Here is a 16,218-nt window from a genome sequence, read left to right as displayed (position 1 = left end):
ATCATGTTCCGATGGCCGGTTTCATCGATACGCACTGTCACCTGGACGCCGCCGAATTCGGCGCCGAGCAACCTCTCGTGCGCGCCCGCGCCGCCGCCGCCGGCGTGTCGCTGTGCGTGATCCCGGCGGTGGCGGTCGCCAACTTCGGCGCCGTGCGCGAACTCGCCCACGCGCAGGGCGACGCCTACGCGCTGGGCATCCATCCCCTGTGCGCCGGCGCGGCGGACGATGCCGACCTGGAGGCGCTCGACGCCGAGCTGCACGCGCGCCGCGACGACCCCCGGCTGGTGGCCGTCGGCGAGATCGGCCTGGACTACTTCGTGCCCGGGCTCGACGACGCGAGGCAGCAGCGCATCTTCGGCGCCCAGCTGCGGCTCGCGCGCGCGCACGACCTGCCGGTCATCGTCCACGTGCGCCGCTCGGTCGACCGGGTGCTCGCGCACCTGCGCCGGGCCGGCGGCGGGCGCCCGTGGCACGGCATCGCGCACGCCTTCAACGGCAGCGAGCAGCAGGCGCGCGCCTGCCTCGACCTGGGATTGAAGCTGGGCTTCGGCGGCACGCTGACCTTCGAGCGCGCGCTGCAGGTGCGCCGGCTCGCGGCGGCGCTGCCGGACGAGGCCATCGTCATGGAGACCGATTCGCCCGACATCCAGCCGCACTGGCTCTACCGCACGCGCGAGGCGCGCGACGCCGGCCTGCCGCAGGGGCGCAACGAGCCCGCCGAACTGCCGCGCATCGCCGCCGTGCTGGCCGACCTGCGGGCCACGAGCGTCGAGGCGCTGGCCGCGACCACCACCCGCAACGCCGTGGCCGCGCTGCCGCGCCTGGGCGCACTGCTGGACCCGGCCGCACGCACCGTCTGAAAAAAAGTGGGGCGAACGGCGACGGGCTGTCATCCGGCCTCGCCGGCGGCCCGTTGTCTCCTCGGCGCGGCGCAGTTCGCGCTCCGTGACTACAACAACTCCCTGGAGCTTTGCTATGACATCGACTTTCATCCGTACCGTCCCCGCAATCCTCGCGCTCGGCATCGCTTCCATCGGTTTCTCGGCCGTGGCCCAGACCGCGACCCCCGGCCCCGCACCCTCGGCGCCGATCACGGCACCCCAGGCCGCGCCGGCACGTCCGGTCGCACCGGCCGCCATGGCACCGGCCCAGCCGACCGTGGGCGAGAAGGCGGTCGACGGCGCCAAGCGCGCCGGTGCCGCTACCAAGCGCACCGCCAAGAAGGCCGGCGCCGCGACCAAGCGCGCCGCCAAGAAGACCGGCAACGTCGTCTCGAACACCGCCTCGAAGGCCGCCGGTGGCGTCCGCGCCGCGGGCCACAAGATCGGCGAGAAGATCCCCGGCACCGCCGAGCACGCCGCCGCCACCGGCAAGTGATCCGCTTCGGGCCGGTCGCCGGCAGGGCCGCGAGGCCCCCGGCCACGGACCCGGGCGACTCCGATTCCAGGAAACCCGCTTCGGCGGGTTTTTTGTTGTCCGCCCCGCGCGCGGTCGCCGGGCGCTCCGCGGGCAGTACCATGCCCGTGCGCCTTTCCGGCCTTCCTCATCACTCACGGGTCTTCGTCCTTTGAAAGTTTTCCGGTCCTTCCGCCGTCCGTCCCCCTCGAACGCTCCGCATGCCGCGCTCCGGAGCGCGAGCGCCATCGCACGGGGAGCCCTCTGATGGCGTCCCGGGCCACACCGGCGCTGCCGGAGGTCAACTTCTCGGACTGGGGCGACATCCGCTACCTGCACCTGGGCACCGAATGGATCCAGGGCTCCATGAAGATGGACGCGCCCTACGAGATCGAGCTCGAATACGTGCAGCGCATGATGGCCTGGCTGCTGTTCGTCGACCCGGCCGGCGTGGCCAAGCGCCATGCGATGCAGCTCGGTCTGGGCGCGGCGACGCTGACCAAGTTCAGCCGCAAGCAGCTGCGCATGCGCACCACCGCCGTCGAGCTCAATCCGCAGGTGATCGCGGCCTGCCGGGGCTGGTTCAAGCTGCCGGCCGACGACGCCCGGCTCGCCGTGGTGCTGGCCGATGCGGGCGAGGAGATCCGCAACCCGCGCTGGCACGGCACGGTCGACGCGCTGCAGGTCGACCTCTACGACCACGAGGCGGCGGCGCCCGTGCTCGACAGCGAGGGCTTCTACGCCGACTGCCGCGCGCTGCTGACCGAGGACGGCGCCATGACCGTCAACCTCTTCGGGCGCTCGTCGAGCTACGAACGCAGCCTGGAGAAGATCGCCGCCGCCTTCGGCGCCGAGGCGGTCTGGGCCTTCAAGCCCACGCGAGAGGGCAACACGGTGGTGCTGGCGCAGCGCACGCCGACGCGCCCGAAGCGCGACCTGCTCGCCGGGCGCGCCGAGGCCGTCCAGACCCGCTGGGGCCTGCCGGCGCCGAAGTGGCTGCGGGTCTTCAAGCCCCTGCAGCCGTGAATCCCCGGAATCCCTGAACCCGTCCGACGGAGCGACCGACCGATGTCCCAGAGCGATCCCTCCGCGCCGGCCGCCGCGGCGCCGCCGGCACCGCGCTACGAGGGCCCGCTCGAGCTGCGCCTGCTCATCGAGTGGCTGGCCCGGGACCGCGTGATCTCGCCGGCCGAGGCCCAGCGCACCATCGCGCGCTGCGCCCAGGCCGCGAGCCGCCAGCCGCCGCTGGTGCGCCTGGCCAACGTCGCGATGACGCGCGAGTCCGACGGCAAGCCGCTCGACCTGGAGATGCTCACGCAGTGGCTGGCCGAGCGCGCGGGGCTGGCCTACCTGCGCATCGACCCGCTCAAGGTCGACGTCGGCAAGGTGGCCGACACCATGAGCGCGGCCTATGCCGAGCGCCACAGGGTGCTGCCGGTGCAGGTCGCGCCGACCGAGGTGGTGGTCGCGACGGCCGAGCCCTTCCTCACCGACTGGATCGCCGAGGTCGAGCGCCAGTCGCGGCGCACGGTGCGCCGCGTGGTGGCCAACCCGACCGACATCCAGCGCTACACGGCCGAGTTCTTCGCGCTCGCGAAGTCGGTGCGCGCGGCGCAGAAGTCCGGCGGCAACGCGGGCGGCGCGAGCTTCGAGCAGCTGGTCGAGCTGGGCCGGAGCAACCGTCCGCTCGACGCCAACGACCAGAGCGTGGTGCAGGTGGTCGACTGGCTGTGGCAGTACGCCTTCGACCAGCGCGCCAGCGACATCCACCTGGAGCCGCGGCGCGAGCAGGGCGTGATCCGCTTCCGCATCGACGGCGTGCTGCACCCGGCCTACCAGATGCCCATGGGCGTGATGAACGCGATGGTCGCGCGCATCAAGCTGCTCGGGCGCATGGACGTGGTGGAGAAGCGCCGCCCGCTCGACGGCCGCATCAAGACGCGCAACATGCGCGGCGAGGAGGTCGAGATGCGGCTGTCGACGCTGCCCACGGCCTTCGGCGAGAAGATGGTGATGCGCATCTTCGACCCCGACACGGCGGTCAAGGACCTCGACGCGCTGGGCTTCTCGCAACACGACGCCCAGCGCTGGGAGCGGCTGGTGACGCGCCCGCACGGCATTGTGCTGGTGACCGGGCCGACCGGCTCGGGCAAGACGACGACGCTCTACTCGACCCTCAAGCGCGTGGCGACCGAGCAGGTCAACGTCAGCACCATCGAGGACCCGATCGAGATGATCGAGGCCTCCTTCAACCAGACGCAGGTGCAGCCGCAGCTCGACTTCGGCTTCACCGAAGGCCTGCGCGCGCTGATGCGGCAGGACCCGGACATCATCATGGTCGGCGAGATCCGCGACCTGGCCACGGCCGAGATGGCGGTGCAGGCCGCGCTCACCGGCCACCTGGTCTTCAGCACCCTGCACACCAACGACGCGCCCAGCGCCGTCACGCGGATGATGGAACTGGGCGTGCCGTCCTACCTCATCAACGCGGTGATGCTCGGCGTGCTGGCCCAGCGCCTGGTGCGCACGCTGTGCCCGCACTGCAAGCAGCCCGACGAGACGATGACGCAGGAGCGGCTGGCCGAGTTCGTCAAACCCTGGCAGCTCAACGGCGCCGTGCGCGCCTACCGGCCGGTGGGCTGCGTCGACTGCCGCATGACCGGCTACCGCGGGCGGATGGGGCTCTACGAGCTGCTGAGCATCGGCGAGGCCTTCAAGACCCGGGTCGACAAGACGCCCGACCTCGCCGCGCTGCGCCGCCAGGCCGTCGCCGACGGCATGCGTCCGCTGCGCCTGGCCGGCGCCCTGCGCGTGGCCGAGGGCCTGACGACGATCGAGGAAGTGCTGAGCGCGACGCCGCCGCTGGAGTGAATCGGACAGGGCCGACGCCGGGGTTATCCCTAGGCGCCCGCTAGGTGGAATCCACATCGAGCGAACCGTGGTCGCCACTGAGAATCGTCCGTTCGATTCATTCGAGGAGACTGTTCGTGAAAATCAAAAGTCAGAGAGACTTTTTCTCGGGGCTGATGTTCACCGTCGTGGGCATCGCCTTCGCATGGGGAGCGTCGACCTACAACGTGGGCAACGGCGCGCGCATGGGGCCGGGCTACTTCCCGCTGATGCTGGGCATCCTGATGGCCCTGATCGGGGCCGGCATCATGTTCACCGGCCTCACGGTGGAGACCAACGACGGCGAGAAGATCGGCAAGTGGGCCTGGAAGCAGGTGGTCTTCATCCTGGGCGCCAACCTGGCCTTCGGCATCCTGCTGGGCGGCCTGCCGAGCCTGGGCGTTCCGGCCATGGGCATGATCATCGCCATCTACGCGCTGGTGCTCATCGCCAGCCTGGCGGGCAACGAGTTCGATCTCAAGAAGGTGCTGATCCTCGCGACCGTCCTGGCCGTGGGCAGCTACATCGCCTTCATCTGGGCGCTCAAGCTCCAGATCCAGGTCTGGCCGACCTTCATCACCGGCTGAGGAAAAAAACATGGATCTGATCAACAACCTCTCGCTGGGCTTCGGCGTCGCGTTCACCTTCACGAACCTGCTGTACTGCCTGGTCGGCTGCATCCTGGGCACGCTCATCGGCGTGCTGCCCGGCATCGGCCCGGTCGCGACCATCGCGATGCTGCTGCCCGCAACCTACGCGCTGCCGCCCGTCTCGGCCCTCATCATGCTGGCCGGCATCTACTACGGCGCGCAGTACGGCGGCTCCACCACCGCCATCCTGGTCAACCTGCCGGGCGAATCGTCCTCGGTGGTGACCGTGATCGACGGCTACCAGATGGCGCGGCGGGGGCGGGCGGGTCCCGCGCTCGCGGCCGCCGGCCTGGGCTCGTTCTTCGCCGGCTGCGTCGGCACGCTGATCCTGGCCGCCTTCGCGCCGCCGCTGACCGAGATCGCCTTCAAGTTCGGCCCGGCCGAGTACTTCTCGCTGATGATCCTTGGCCTGATCGGCGCCGTGGTGCTGGCCTCGGGCTCGCTGCTCAAGGCCATCGCGATGATCGTGCTGGGCCTGCTGATGGGCCTGGTGGGCACCGACGTCAACTCGGGCGTCGCCCGCTTCAGCTTCGACATCCCGGAACTGACCGACGGCATCGGCTTCGTGGCCATCGCCATGGGCGTGTTCGGCTACGGCGAGATCATCGCCAACCTGTCGCGTCCCGAGGAGGACCGCGAGGTCTTCACCGCCAAGGTCTCGGGCCTGATGCCCACCGGCGAGGACTTCAAGCGCATGATCCCCGCCGTGCTGCGCGGCACGGCGCTCGGCGCGGCCCTGGGCATCCTGCCCGGCGGCGGCGCGCTGCTGGCGGCCTTCGCGGCCTACACCATCGAGAAGAAGACCAAGCTGCAGCCGGGCGAAGTGCCCTTCGGCAAGGGCAACATCCGCGGCGTGGCCGCTCCCGAGGCGGCCAACAACGCCGGCGCGCAGACCTCCTTCATCCCGCTGCTGACGCTGGGCATCCCGCCCAACGCCGTGATGGCGCTGATGGTGGGCGCCATGACGATCCACAACATCCAGCCCGGTCCGCAGGTCATGACCAGCAACCCGGAACTGTTCTGGGGCCTGATCGCCTCGATGTGGCTCGGCAACGCGATGCTGATCATCCTGAACCTGCCGCTGATCGGCATGTGGATCAAGCTGCTGTCGGTGCCCTACAAGTTCCTGTTCCCGGCCATCGTGCTGTTCTGCGCCATCGGTGTGTACTCGACCAACAACAACACCTTCGACATCTGGATGGTGGGTGCGTTCGGCTTCATCGGCTACGCCTTCTTCAAGCTCGGCTGCGAACCCGCGCCGCTGCTGCTGGGCTTCATCCTGGGCCCGATGATGGAAGAGAACCTGCGCCGCGCGCTGCTGCTCTCGCGCGGCGACTGGAGCGTCTTCGTCACGCGTCCGATCTCGCTCGGCCTGCTCGCCGCCGCGGCCCTGCTGCTGGTGATCGTGCTGCTGCCGGCGGTGAAGTCCAAGCGCGAGGAAGCCTTCGTCGAGGATTGATCCACGACGAAAGACGCACCACTCAGTCCCGGTCCTTGCGCGGCGGCCTCATGTGCTGCCGCGCCATGGCGAGAAACGCCATGGCGGCCGGACTGAGCGGATGCTTGGCCAGGCGAACGGCCACGACCGGAAATTCCAGCGTCGGGTTCGCCACCGCCACGGCCCTCAGGTCGGCGGGCATCAGGATCTCCACATAGCGCGGCAACAGCGCCACCCCCGCTCCCGACTGCACCATCCCGAAGGCGGTCGACAGCATCGAGACGTGCTGCACCACCCGCGGATAGACGTGCGCCTCTCCGGCGAGCCGCGCGCTGATCGCGCGCCAGACGGTGGCGTCGCGGTTCACGTGGATGAAGTCCAGCGCCTCCAGCCGCTTCGCGTCCACCACGAGATGCCGCGCCAAGGGGTGGTCGTGGCGCACGAACAGCGCCATCGGCTCGGAGAACAGCGCCTCGGTCGCGAGTTCCGAATGCTTCTGGCCGATGTCCGAACCGAAGCCCAGGTCGGCCTCGCGCGAGAGGACGCGCGACATCATCTGCTCGGCCGTGCTGTCGAGCAAGGTGGTGGCGAGCTGCGGATGCGCCTCGGAGAAGCGCCCGAGCAGCGCCGGCATCAGGGCGCCCGCCGTGAGATGGCCGACGGCCAGCACCACCTGGCCTTCCTGCAGCTGCGACTGCGAGCGGCAGGCGCCCACCGCGTCGTCGACCATGCGCAGCGCGCGCGCGGCGGTATCGGCCATCATGCGGCCGGCGCCGGTCAGGCGGATGCGCCGCCCGCGCACCACCAGCGGCTGGCCGAGTTGCTCTTCCATGCGCCTGACGAGGTGGCTGATCGCCGGCTGCGTCAGCTGCAGGGCTTCGGCCGCGAGGGTGAAGCTGCCGGTGTCGGCGATGGCGGCGAGCGCGCGCAATTGCTGCATCGAGACCTCGTCGCTGGCATTCCTTGCCATAAGCCCCATTGATAGTCGAATAAGGCGAATTATCTGTTTCGATGGATGCGGGGTGCCTAGGATGGGACTTTCCTCCACCTTCCGGAATCGAGCCTCATGAAGCGCATCCGCTTTCTCCAGAGCATGGCGCTCGCGCTGTGCGCCGCCGCCGGGCCGGCCGGCTTCGCGCAGCAGGCCTGGCCGGCCAAGCCGATCCGCCTGATCGTGCCGTTCCCCGCCGCCGGCGCGACCGACCTGTTCGCGCGCACCCTGGCGCAGAAGATGGGCGAGCGCCTGGGCACGTCGCTGGTCATCGACAACAAGCCCGGCGCGGGCGGCGCCATCGGCTCGGACCTGGCGGCCAAGGCGCCGCCCGACGGCCACACGCTGCTGCTGGCCACCACCAGCACGCACTCGATCGGCCCGGCCATGGGCCAAAAGCTGCCCTACGACACGGTGCGCGACTTCACGCCGATCGCCCACGTCGGCAACGCGCCCAACATCATGCTGGTGCCCAACGCCTCGCCCGCGAGGACGGTGCGCGAATGGATCGATCACGCGAAGAAGAACCCCGGCCGGCTCAACTACGCCTCCAGCGGCAACGGCACCATCGTGCAGCTCACCGCCGAGCTGTTCAAGGCGCAGGCCGGCGTGTTCGTCACGCACATCCCCTACAAGGGCACGGCGCTGGCCATTCCCGACCTGATCGCCGGCAACGTCGACGTGCTGTTCGATTCGCTGCCCACCGGCATGCCGCACGTGCGCGACGGCCGCCTGCGCGCGCTGGGCGTGACCTCCCTGAAGCGCAGCCCGCTCGCGCCCGAGCTGCCGCCCATCGCCGACACGCTGCCGGGCTTCGAGTCGAGCACCTGGTTCGGCCTGTACGGGCCGAAGGCGCTGCCGCCGGAGATCGTCGCGCGCGTCAACGCCGCCGCCAACCAGGCCCTGGCCGATCCGGAGGTGAAGGACAGGCTCGCCCGCCTGGGCATCGAGCCGGTCGCCAGCACGCCGCAGCAGTTCGCCACCATGGTGGCCGCCGACGCCGCCAAGTGGAAGAAGACGGTGGTCGAGCGCGGCATCAAGAGCGACTGAGCGCCGTCCCGCGCATCGCCGCGACCCCTTCCAGTCCCGCGCTCCGGCGCATCATCCCTTCCGACACTTCCTCCACAACGACCCGAGACGAGACACGACGCCATGAAATTCGATCACGCCAATCCCTACCTCTCCGCCCGCATCCCGGTGTTCGCGCGCAACGTGGTGTCGACCTCGCACCCGCTGGCCGCGCAGGCCGGGCTGCGCATCCTGCAGCAGGGCGGCAACGCAGTCGACGCCGCGATCGCCACGGCGGCGGTCATGACCCTGGTCGAGCCGGTGAGCAACGGCCTGGGCAGCGACGCCTTCGCGATCCTGTGGGACGGCGAGCGGTTGCACGGCCTCAACGCCTCCGGCCCGGCGCCCCGGGCCTGGACGCGCGAATACTTCCTGGCCAAGTACGGCGACGGCACCCTGGCGCCGCCGATGCGTGGCATCGACTCGGTCACCGTGCCGGGCGCGGTGCGCGGCTGGGTGGCGATGAGCGAGCGCTTCGGCAAGCTGCCCTTCGCCGACCTGTTCGCGCCGGCCATCGACATCGCCGAGCGCGGCTACCTGGTGCCGCCGGTGGTGCAGCAGAAGTGGGCCGCCGGCACGCCGATCCTGCAGGCGCAGCCGGGCTTCGCGCAGGCCTTCCTGCCCTGGGGCCGGGCGCCCGAGGTGGGCGAGCTGTTCCGCTTCGCCGCCGCCGCGCGCGCGCTGCGCGCCATCGCGCAGACCAAGGGCGAGGCCTTCTACAACGGGGAGATCGCCCACGCGCTGGCCAAGTTCTCCGCCCAGCAGGGCGGCGCGCTCACGGTCGAGGACCTCGCGGCCTACCAGCCGGAGTGGGTGACGCCGATCGCGCGCGACTACCGCGGCCACACGCTGCACGAGATCCCGCCCAACGGCCAGGGCATCGCCGCGCTGATCGCCCTGGGCATCCTGGAGAAGTTCGACATGGCGTCGCTGCGGGTCGACTCGGTCGAGTCGCAGCACCTGCAGATCGAGGCCATGAAGCTCGCCTTCGCCGACGTGTACCGCTACGTGTCGGAGCCATCGTCGATGACGCTGACCCCCGCGCAAATGCTCGACGACGCCTACCTCGCCTCGCGTGCCAGACTCATCGACGTGAACAAGGCGCAGGACTTCCAGGCCGGCAATCCCGTCAAGGGCGGCACCATCTACCTCACCGCGGCGGACGAGCGCGGGATGATGGTCAGCTTCATCCAGAGCAACTACATGGGCTTCGGCTCGGGCTGCGTGGAGCCCGACTTCGGCATCAGCCTGCAGAACCGCGGCCACGGCTTCAGCCTGAAGGCCGACAGCCCGAACGTCGTGGCGCCGGGCAAGCGCCCGTTCCACACCATCATCCCAGCCTTCCTGACGAAGGACGGCCGGCCGGTCATGAGCTTCGGCGTCATGGGCGGCAACATGCAGCCGCAGGGCCACCTGCAGACGCTGGTGCGCATCCTCGACCACGGCCAGAGCCCGCAGGCGGCCTGCGACGCGCCGCGCTGGCGCTTCAACGCCGGCCTGAACCTGAACGTCGAGGCGGCGATGGATCCGCGGACGGTGCAGGGCCTGTCGGCGCTGGGGCACGAGATGGACGTCATTAACGACTCCTACCAGGACTTCGGGGCCGGGCAGTTCATCTGGCTGGCGGGCGATCCGTCGGTGGAGGGCTACGTGGCGGCCAGCGACCCGCGCCGCGACGGCGTCGCCGCAGGGTACTGATGCTCGCCCCCAGGCTTCGCGCACTGCGTGTCGCTTCGCCAACCCCCTACCGGGGGCAACACCGGCGGCCCGGCAGAGCCGGTTCCGCGGTGTTCCTGGCGCGAGGCGGCTCGTCCGCTTCGCGGACATCGCATAGCGTGGCGGGTGACGGATTTCGATTTGAGGATTGAACGTTGACGACTGCTGTTGAGAAGGGGCGGGGGGCGGGGCTGGTGCTGGCGGCGCTGGGGGCGATCGCGTTCAGCGGCAAGGCGATCATCGTCAAGCTGGCGTACCGGCACGGGGTGGACGCGGTGACGCTGATCATGCTGCGGATGCTGTTCGCGCTGCCGCTGTTCCTGGGGATGGCATGGTGGGCGGGGCGGGGGAAGGCGGCGTTGACGCGGCGCGACTGGATGGGGGTGGCGGGGCTGGGGTTCTCGGGCTACTACCTGTCGAGCTTTCTCGATTTCGCCGGGCTGGCCTACATCACGGCCAGCCTGGAGCGGCTGATCCTGTACCTCAACCCGACGCTGGTGCTGCTGCTGGGCTGGGTGCTGTACCGGCGCCGCATCACGGGATGGCAGGCGGCCGGCATGGCGATGAGCTACGCGGGGGCGCTGGTGGTGTTCGGGCACGAGGTGACGATCGGCCAGACCCGCGCGGCGGCCTGGGGCACGCTGCTGGTGTTCCTGAGCGCGGTGAGCTATGCGGCTTACTTGATCGCCAGCGGCGAGTTCGTCAAGCGGCTGGGATCGCTGCGGCTGGTAGGGCTCGCGACCAGCGTGGCCTGCGTGCTGTGCATCGCGCAGTTCCTGCTGCTGCGCCCGGTGGACAGCGTGTTCGCGCTGGCGCCGCCGGTGATCGGGCTGTCGCTGCTCAACGCCACGCTGTGCACCGCCGCGCCGGTGCTGATGGTGATGATGGCCATCGAGCGCATCGGCCCCGCGATGGCGGCGCAGACGGGCATGGTCGGCCCGGTGTCGACCATCCTGATGGGCGTCGTCATACTCGGCGAACCCTTCACCGCCTGGACGGCCGCCGGCACGCTGCTGGTGATCGCGGGCATCTTCGTCTTCACCCGAACCGGGCGCTAGCCGCCCACAGGAAACACACATGGATTTCGGAATCGCGGGCCGCACGGCCCTGGTCTGCGGCGCGAGCAAGGGACTCGGCCTGGGTTGCGCCGAGGCGCTGGTGCGCGAGGGCGTGAACGTGGTGATCGTCGCGCGCGGCGCCGAGGCGCTGGCCGCCGCCGCCGCCCGCCTGGAGGCCGTGGCCGCCGGTGGCGCCGGCGCCCGGCCCTTCGTGCGCCAGGTCGCCGCCGACATCACGACGCCCGAGGGCCGCGCCGCCGCCTTCGCCGCGCACGCCGACTACGACATCGTCGTCACCAACGCCGGCGGTCCGCCGCCGGGCGATTTCCGCGACTGGGACCGCGAGGCGTGGATCAAGGCCGTCGACGCCAACATGCTCACGCCCATCGAACTGATCAAGGCCACGGTCGACGGCATGGCCGCGCGCGGCTACGGCCGCATCGTGAACATCACGTCGAGTTCGGTGAAGTCGCCGATCGACATCCTGGGCCTGTCCAACGGCGCGCGCAGCGGCCTGACCGGCTTCGTCGCCGGCGTGGCGCGCACGGCCATCGCCGCCAAGGGCGTGACCATCAACAACCTGCTGCCGGGCTCTTTCGACACCGACCGCCTCAAGGGCAACATGGCCGGCGCGGCGAAGAAGTCGGGCCAGGACGTCGAGGCGGTCCGCGCCGCCCGGCAGAAGACGATCCCCGCCGGCCGCTTCGGCAACCCGGAGGAGTTCGGCGCCATCTGCGCCTTCCTGTGCAGCCTGCAGGCCGGGTACATCAACGGCCAGAACGTGCTCGCCGACGGCGGCGCCTACCCCGGGACGTATTAGGCTCTCCCCCAGTCTTCGCGCACTTCGTGTCGCTTCGCCAACCCCCTTCCGGGGGCAACACCAGCGGCCCGGCGGAGCCGGTTCCGCGGTGTTCATGGCCTGGGGCGTGGCGGTTGTCCAGGCTCCGTGTGGGTCCTCTACCTGCGTGACGACAGCACGATGCCGCCGACGATCAGCGCGAAGGCGGCGCCGTGGTACCAGTGCGGCAGCTCGTGCAGGAAGGCCGCCGAGAGCAGCGCGGCGAAGAGCGGCGTGAGGTTGATGAAGAAGGCCGCCGCCGTCGGGCCGGCGCGCTGCACGCCGCCGCTCCAGCAGCGGAAGGCGACGATCGCCGGGCCGACGGCGATGAAGACGAGCGCGGCGGCGAGCGGCCAGCTCCATGCGAGGCGGCCCGCGCCCGTGCCCCATTCGCCCAGCGCGAACAGGCCCGACCAGGCCGAGCCGAAGACCACCTGCGCGAGCAGGAACATGGCCCAGTCCCGCCGCACGGCCACGGGCTCGTGCGTGCCCACCAGCAGCCAGCTGTAGAAGGCCCAGCAGGCCGTCGCCAGCATCATGTACAGGTCGCCCGGCACCAGCCGCAGCGCCAGCAGGTGCCGCCAGTCGCCCTGGCCCAGCACCAGCAGCACGCCGACCATCGACATCACGGCGCCGGCGACCTGCAACGGCCGCACGCGCTGGCCGAAGAAGAGCGTGCCGACCGCCAGCATCCAGAACGGCAGGCTGGCGCCGACCAGCGTCACGTTGAGCGCCGAGGAGGTCTGCAGCGCCAGGTACTGCAGCGCGTTGTAGAGCCCGATGCCCAGCAGGCCGAGCACGGCATAGCGCCGCCAGTGCGGCCACAGCGGGCTGGCGGCGCGCAGCACGGCGACGGCCAGCGGCAGCAGCAGGACCAGGGCCAGGCTCCAGCGGGCGAAGTTGAGCGTCAGCGGGGAGATCGCGTCGCGCAGCAGGCGGCCGACCACCGCGTTGCCCGCCCACAGCAGGGGCGGCACCGTCAGCAGCAGGGCGGTGGCGGGGGTCAGGCGGGTCGCGTTCGGGGTCATGGGGGCGACTGTAGCGAGCGGCCGGGGCGTGGCAGGATGCGCGGCGTTTTTCCGTTTCCCACCACCCCTGAGGAATGAACCGATGAGCACCAGCAAAGCCGTCATCATCGACCGCGCCGGCGGTCCCGAGGAACTCAAGATCGTCGAGGTCGAGGTCGGCGATCCCGGCCCCGGCGAGATCCGCATCCGTCACAAGGCCGTGGGCCTGAACTTCATCGACACCTACCAGCGCAGCGGCCTCTATCCGCTCCCGATGCCGCTGCGCCTGGGCATGGAGGCCGCCGGCATCGTCGAGGCGGTGGGCGAGGGCGTCGCGCACCTGAAGGCCGGCGACCGCGCCGCCTATGCCAGCCAGCCGCCGGGCGCCTACTGCGAGGTGCGCGTGATGCCCGCCAAGTGCGTGTGCCGGTTGCCCGACGCGATCTCCTTCGAGACCGGCGCGGCCATGATGCTCAAGGGCCTGACCGCGCAGTACCTGCTGAAAAGGACCCTGCCCGCCGAGGGCCTGCAGCCGGGCGACTTCGTGCTGTTCCACGCCGCGGCCGGCGGCGTCGGCCTGATCGCCTGCCAGTGGGCGAAGGCATTGGGCCTGCGGCTCATCGGCACCGCCGGCTCCGACGAGAAATGCAAACTCGCGCTCGCGCACGGCGCGGCCCACGCCATCAACTACACCACCACCCCGGACTTCGCCGCGCGCGTGCGCGAGATCACCGGCGGCCAGGGCGTGAAGGTGGTCTACGATTCGGTCGGCAAGGACACCTTTCAGGGCTCCATCGACAGCCTGCGGCCCCTGGGCCTGCTGGCGGTGTTCGGCAACGGCTCGGGTCCGGTGCCGCCGGTCAACCTGGGCGTGCTGGCCAAGGGGTCGTTCTACCTCACGCGGCCCACGCTGTTCACCCACATCGCCACGCGCGAGGGCACGCAGGCCATGGCCGACGACCTGTTCGACGTCGTACAGAGCGGCGCCGTGGAGATCGCCATCGGCCAGCGTTACGCGCTCGACGACGTGCAGCAGGCGCACCGCGACCTCGAGGCGCGCAAGACCACCGGCTGCACCGTCCTCACGCTGTAGCCGCGCCGTCCGCCGCCGAACGGGCATCGGCATCGGCATCGATGCCGTGCCGCGCGACGTCGGCGATCAGCCGCCACACGCGCTGCGCCAGCGGCGAGGGCGCCCGGTTGCGCCGGTGCACCAGCATCACGCGGCGCTGCACGCGCGGCGCGAGCGGCAGCACCCGCAGCGGCGCCAGTGCCTGCGGCGCCGCCGCCAGCGCCGGCATCACGCCGATGCCGATGCCGGCCTCGATCATGCGGAACACGGTGGTCGGATGACCCAGCTGCTGGGCCACCCGGGGCACCACGCCGTGGGCGCGCAGGGCGTCGTCGATGAGCCGCCGGCTGCCCGAGGAGTGGTCCAGCAGCACCAGCGGCCGCTCGGCCAGTTCGGTCCAGCGCACCTCGCGCCGCCGGGCCAGCGCATGGCCGGGCGGCACCACCAGCACGAAGGGGTCGACCAGGATGGCCTCGGCCTGCAGGTCGTCGGCCGAGGACGGCTCGATCACGACGCCGAAGTCCACCGCGCCGCCGCGCACGCTGTCGAGCACGTCCTGCTGCACGCGGTCGAGCAGCACCAGCTCGATGTCGGGCTCGCGGCGGGCGCAGGCGGCGATGCAGGCGGGCATCAGGTGCGCCGACAGGGTCGGGCTGCTGGCCACGCGCACCTTGCCGCGCCGCCCGCTGGCCATGCCGCTGACGTCCTGCAGGGTCTGGTCGAGTTCGTCGAGCACGCGGTCCAGGCGCGCCGCGAGCGAGGCGCCGGCCTCGGTCAGCACGACCTCGCGCGTCGTGCGGTCGAGCAGCTTCAGGCCCAGCTGCGATTCGAGCTCCAGGATCGAGCGGCTGACCGCCGGCTGCGTGAGGCCGACGGCGTCGCCGGCGCGGCTGAAGTTGCGCTCCAGCGCGGCGGCGCGGAAGACCCGGAGCTGGCGCAGCGTGACGTTCATGCGCCGCAATCATAGAACCATCAGATAAATCCATTTCCCTTCGGCCGCCGGCGCGGGTCCAATCGCGGGCATGGCACGTTCACGCTTCCTCCCCGACAACTTCACCCTCGCCCTGGTCGCCACCGTGGTGGCCGCGAGCCTCCTGCCGGCTGCCGGCGACGTGGCCAAGGGCTTCCAGATCCTCACCACCTTCGCCATCGGCCTGCTGTTCTTCCTGCACGGCGCCAAGCTCTCGCGCGAGGCGATCCTGGCCGGCGCCGGCCACTGGCGGCTGCACCTGCTGATCTTCGCCTGCACCTTCGCGCTGTTCCCGCTGCTGGGGCTGGCGCTGCGGCCGGTGCTCTCGCCCCTGGTGACGCCGGCGCTCTACGTCGGCGTGATGTACCTGTGCGTGCTGCCGGCGACGGTGCAGTCGGCCATCGCCTTCACCTCGATGGCGCGCGGCAACATCCCGGCGGCGGTCTGCAGCGCCTCGGCCTCGACCCTGCTGGGCGTGTTCATCACGCCGCTGCTGGTGGGGCTGCTGGTGTCGACCGACCGCGCCGGCGCCGCCGCCTCGCTCGACTCGATCGGCAGCATCCTGCTGCAGCTCATGGTGCCCTTCGTCGCCGGCCACCTGATGCGCCCGCTGATCGGCGGCTGGGTCAAGAAGCGCGCCAAGGTGCTGACGCTGGTCGACCGCGGCTCGATCCTGCTGGTGGTCTACACCGCCTTCAGTGCCGCCGTCATCGAGGGCCTGTGGAAGCAGGTCCCGCCCGAGGCCCTGGCCGGCCTGCTGGGCGTGTGCGCCGTGCTGCTGGCGCTGGCGCTGACCCTCACCACGTGGATCGCGCGCCGGCTGGGCTTCTCCAAGGCCGACGAGATCACGATCGTGTTCTGCGGCTCCAAGAAGAGCCTGGCCAGCGGCATCCCGATGGCGCACGTGCTGTTCTCCGCCTCGGCGGTGGGCGCCATCGTGCTGCCGCTGATGCTGTTCCACCAGATGCAACTGATGGTCTGCGCGGTGCTGGCGCAACGCTATGCGCGGCGGCCGCCGGAGGCGGGCGAGGAGACGGCGGTCCTCGCAGCGCCGGTGGCTGCCACTGATGCTGCTGCTGCGTCGACCGCGACGCCCGTCGCTCCGGCGCGGACCCGGACCTGA

15 protein-coding genes are annotated in these 16,218 nt (G+C 70.9%); 12 read left to right on the top strand and 3 right to left on the bottom strand.

Annotation, left to right across the window (positions count from 1 at the left end; all coding sequences use genetic code 11):
- Positions 1-11 precede the first annotated feature (11 nt).
- The 6 genes from ABID77_RS11550 to ABID77_RS11525 all read left to right on the top strand — a co-directional run bounded on the left by ABID77_RS11550 (position 12) and on the right by ABID77_RS11525 (position 6,396).
- On the top strand, positions 12-863 hold the full coding sequence (locus ABID77_RS11550) for a TatD family hydrolase (RefSeq protein WP_429595421.1): 852 nt from the start codon (positions 12-14) through the stop codon (positions 861-863).
- 115 nt (positions 864-978) lie between these two features.
- Entirely contained in the window at positions 979-1,380 is a 402-nt protein-coding gene (locus ABID77_RS11545; RefSeq protein ID WP_429595418.1) for a hypothetical protein, read from the top strand.
- A gap of 285 nt (positions 1,381-1,665) precedes the next feature.
- A complete protein-coding gene (locus ABID77_RS11540; protein WP_429595416.1) occupies positions 1,666-2,424 on the top strand; it encodes a spermidine synthase in 759 nt (252 codons plus the stop codon).
- Between the two features lie 42 nt (positions 2,425-2,466).
- On the top strand, positions 2,467-4,269 hold the full coding sequence (locus ABID77_RS11535) for a GspE/PulE family protein (RefSeq protein ID WP_429595413.1): 1,803 nt from the start codon (positions 2,467-2,469) through the stop codon (positions 4,267-4,269).
- Positions 4,270-4,385: 116 nt separating this feature from the next.
- Positions 4,386-4,874, top strand: coding sequence for a tripartite tricarboxylate transporter TctB family protein (locus tag ABID77_RS11530; protein ID WP_429595410.1), 489 nt, complete (start codon positions 4,386-4,388; stop codon positions 4,872-4,874).
- A gap of 10 nt (positions 4,875-4,884) precedes the next feature.
- Positions 4,885-6,396, top strand: a complete 1,512-nt coding sequence (locus tag ABID77_RS11525; protein WP_429595407.1) for a tripartite tricarboxylate transporter permease — start codon at positions 4,885-4,887, stop codon at positions 6,394-6,396.
- Between the two features lie 22 nt (positions 6,397-6,418).
- On the opposite strand, the gene ABID77_RS11520 is transcribed toward ABID77_RS11525, so the two are convergent.
- On the bottom strand, positions 6,419-7,345 hold the full coding sequence (locus ABID77_RS11520; RefSeq protein ID WP_429595404.1) for a LysR family transcriptional regulator: 927 nt from the start codon (positions 7,343-7,345) through the stop codon (positions 6,419-6,421).
- 96 nt (positions 7,346-7,441) lie between these two features.
- On the opposite strand from ABID77_RS11520, the gene ABID77_RS11515 reads away from it, so the two are divergent.
- From ABID77_RS11515 to ABID77_RS11500, 4 genes are all read left to right on the top strand, one after another.
- Positions 7,442-8,416, top strand: coding sequence for a Bug family tripartite tricarboxylate transporter substrate binding protein (locus ABID77_RS11515; protein WP_429595401.1), 975 nt, complete (start codon positions 7,442-7,444; stop codon positions 8,414-8,416).
- A 102-nt stretch (positions 8,417-8,518) separates the two neighbouring features.
- Positions 8,519-10,132, top strand: a complete 1,614-nt coding sequence (locus ABID77_RS11510; RefSeq protein WP_429595398.1) for a gamma-glutamyltransferase family protein — start codon at positions 8,519-8,521, stop codon at positions 10,130-10,132.
- A 173-nt stretch (positions 10,133-10,305) separates the two neighbouring features.
- Entirely contained in the window at positions 10,306-11,208 is a 903-nt protein-coding gene (locus ABID77_RS11505; RefSeq protein ID WP_429595395.1) for a DMT family transporter, read from the top strand.
- Between the two features lie 19 nt (positions 11,209-11,227).
- A complete protein-coding gene (locus ABID77_RS11500) occupies positions 11,228-12,028 on the top strand; it encodes an SDR family oxidoreductase (protein WP_429595392.1) in 801 nt (266 codons plus the stop codon).
- Between the two features lie 137 nt (positions 12,029-12,165).
- Here the strand turns inward: ABID77_RS11500 and ABID77_RS11495 are convergent, their stop codons facing one another.
- Positions 12,166-13,074, bottom strand: coding sequence for a DMT family transporter (locus ABID77_RS11495; RefSeq protein ID WP_429595389.1), 909 nt, complete (start codon positions 13,072-13,074; stop codon positions 12,166-12,168).
- An 82-nt stretch (positions 13,075-13,156) separates the two neighbouring features.
- Here ABID77_RS11495 and ABID77_RS11490 point away from each other — a divergent pair, with 82 nt between their 5' ends.
- Positions 13,157-14,146: a quinone oxidoreductase family protein gene (locus ABID77_RS11490; RefSeq protein ID WP_429595386.1), complete on the top strand. Its 990-nt coding sequence runs from the start codon at positions 13,157-13,159 to the stop codon at positions 14,144-14,146.
- Here ABID77_RS11490 and ABID77_RS11485 read toward each other — a convergent pair.
- Complete coding sequence (locus tag ABID77_RS11485) at positions 14,136-15,077, bottom strand: LysR family transcriptional regulator (RefSeq protein ID WP_429595383.1); 942 nt, start codon at positions 15,075-15,077, stop codon at positions 14,136-14,138. The genes ABID77_RS11490 and ABID77_RS11485 overlap by 11 nt on opposite strands.
- Before the next feature lie 70 nt (positions 15,078-15,147).
- On the opposite strand from ABID77_RS11485, the gene ABID77_RS11480 reads away from it, so the two are divergent.
- Entirely contained in the window at positions 15,148-16,218 is a 1,071-nt protein-coding gene (locus ABID77_RS11480; RefSeq protein ID WP_429595380.1) for a bile acid:sodium symporter family protein, read from the top strand.

The sequence above is a fragment of the Variovorax sp. PvP013 genome (assembly GCF_050435945.1).
Taxonomy (GTDB): Bacteria; Pseudomonadota; Gammaproteobacteria; order Burkholderiales; family Burkholderiaceae_C; genus Variovorax.
The sequence above is the reverse complement of the archived record's forward strand: the minus strand, read 5'-3'. Positions and strand labels throughout refer to the sequence as shown.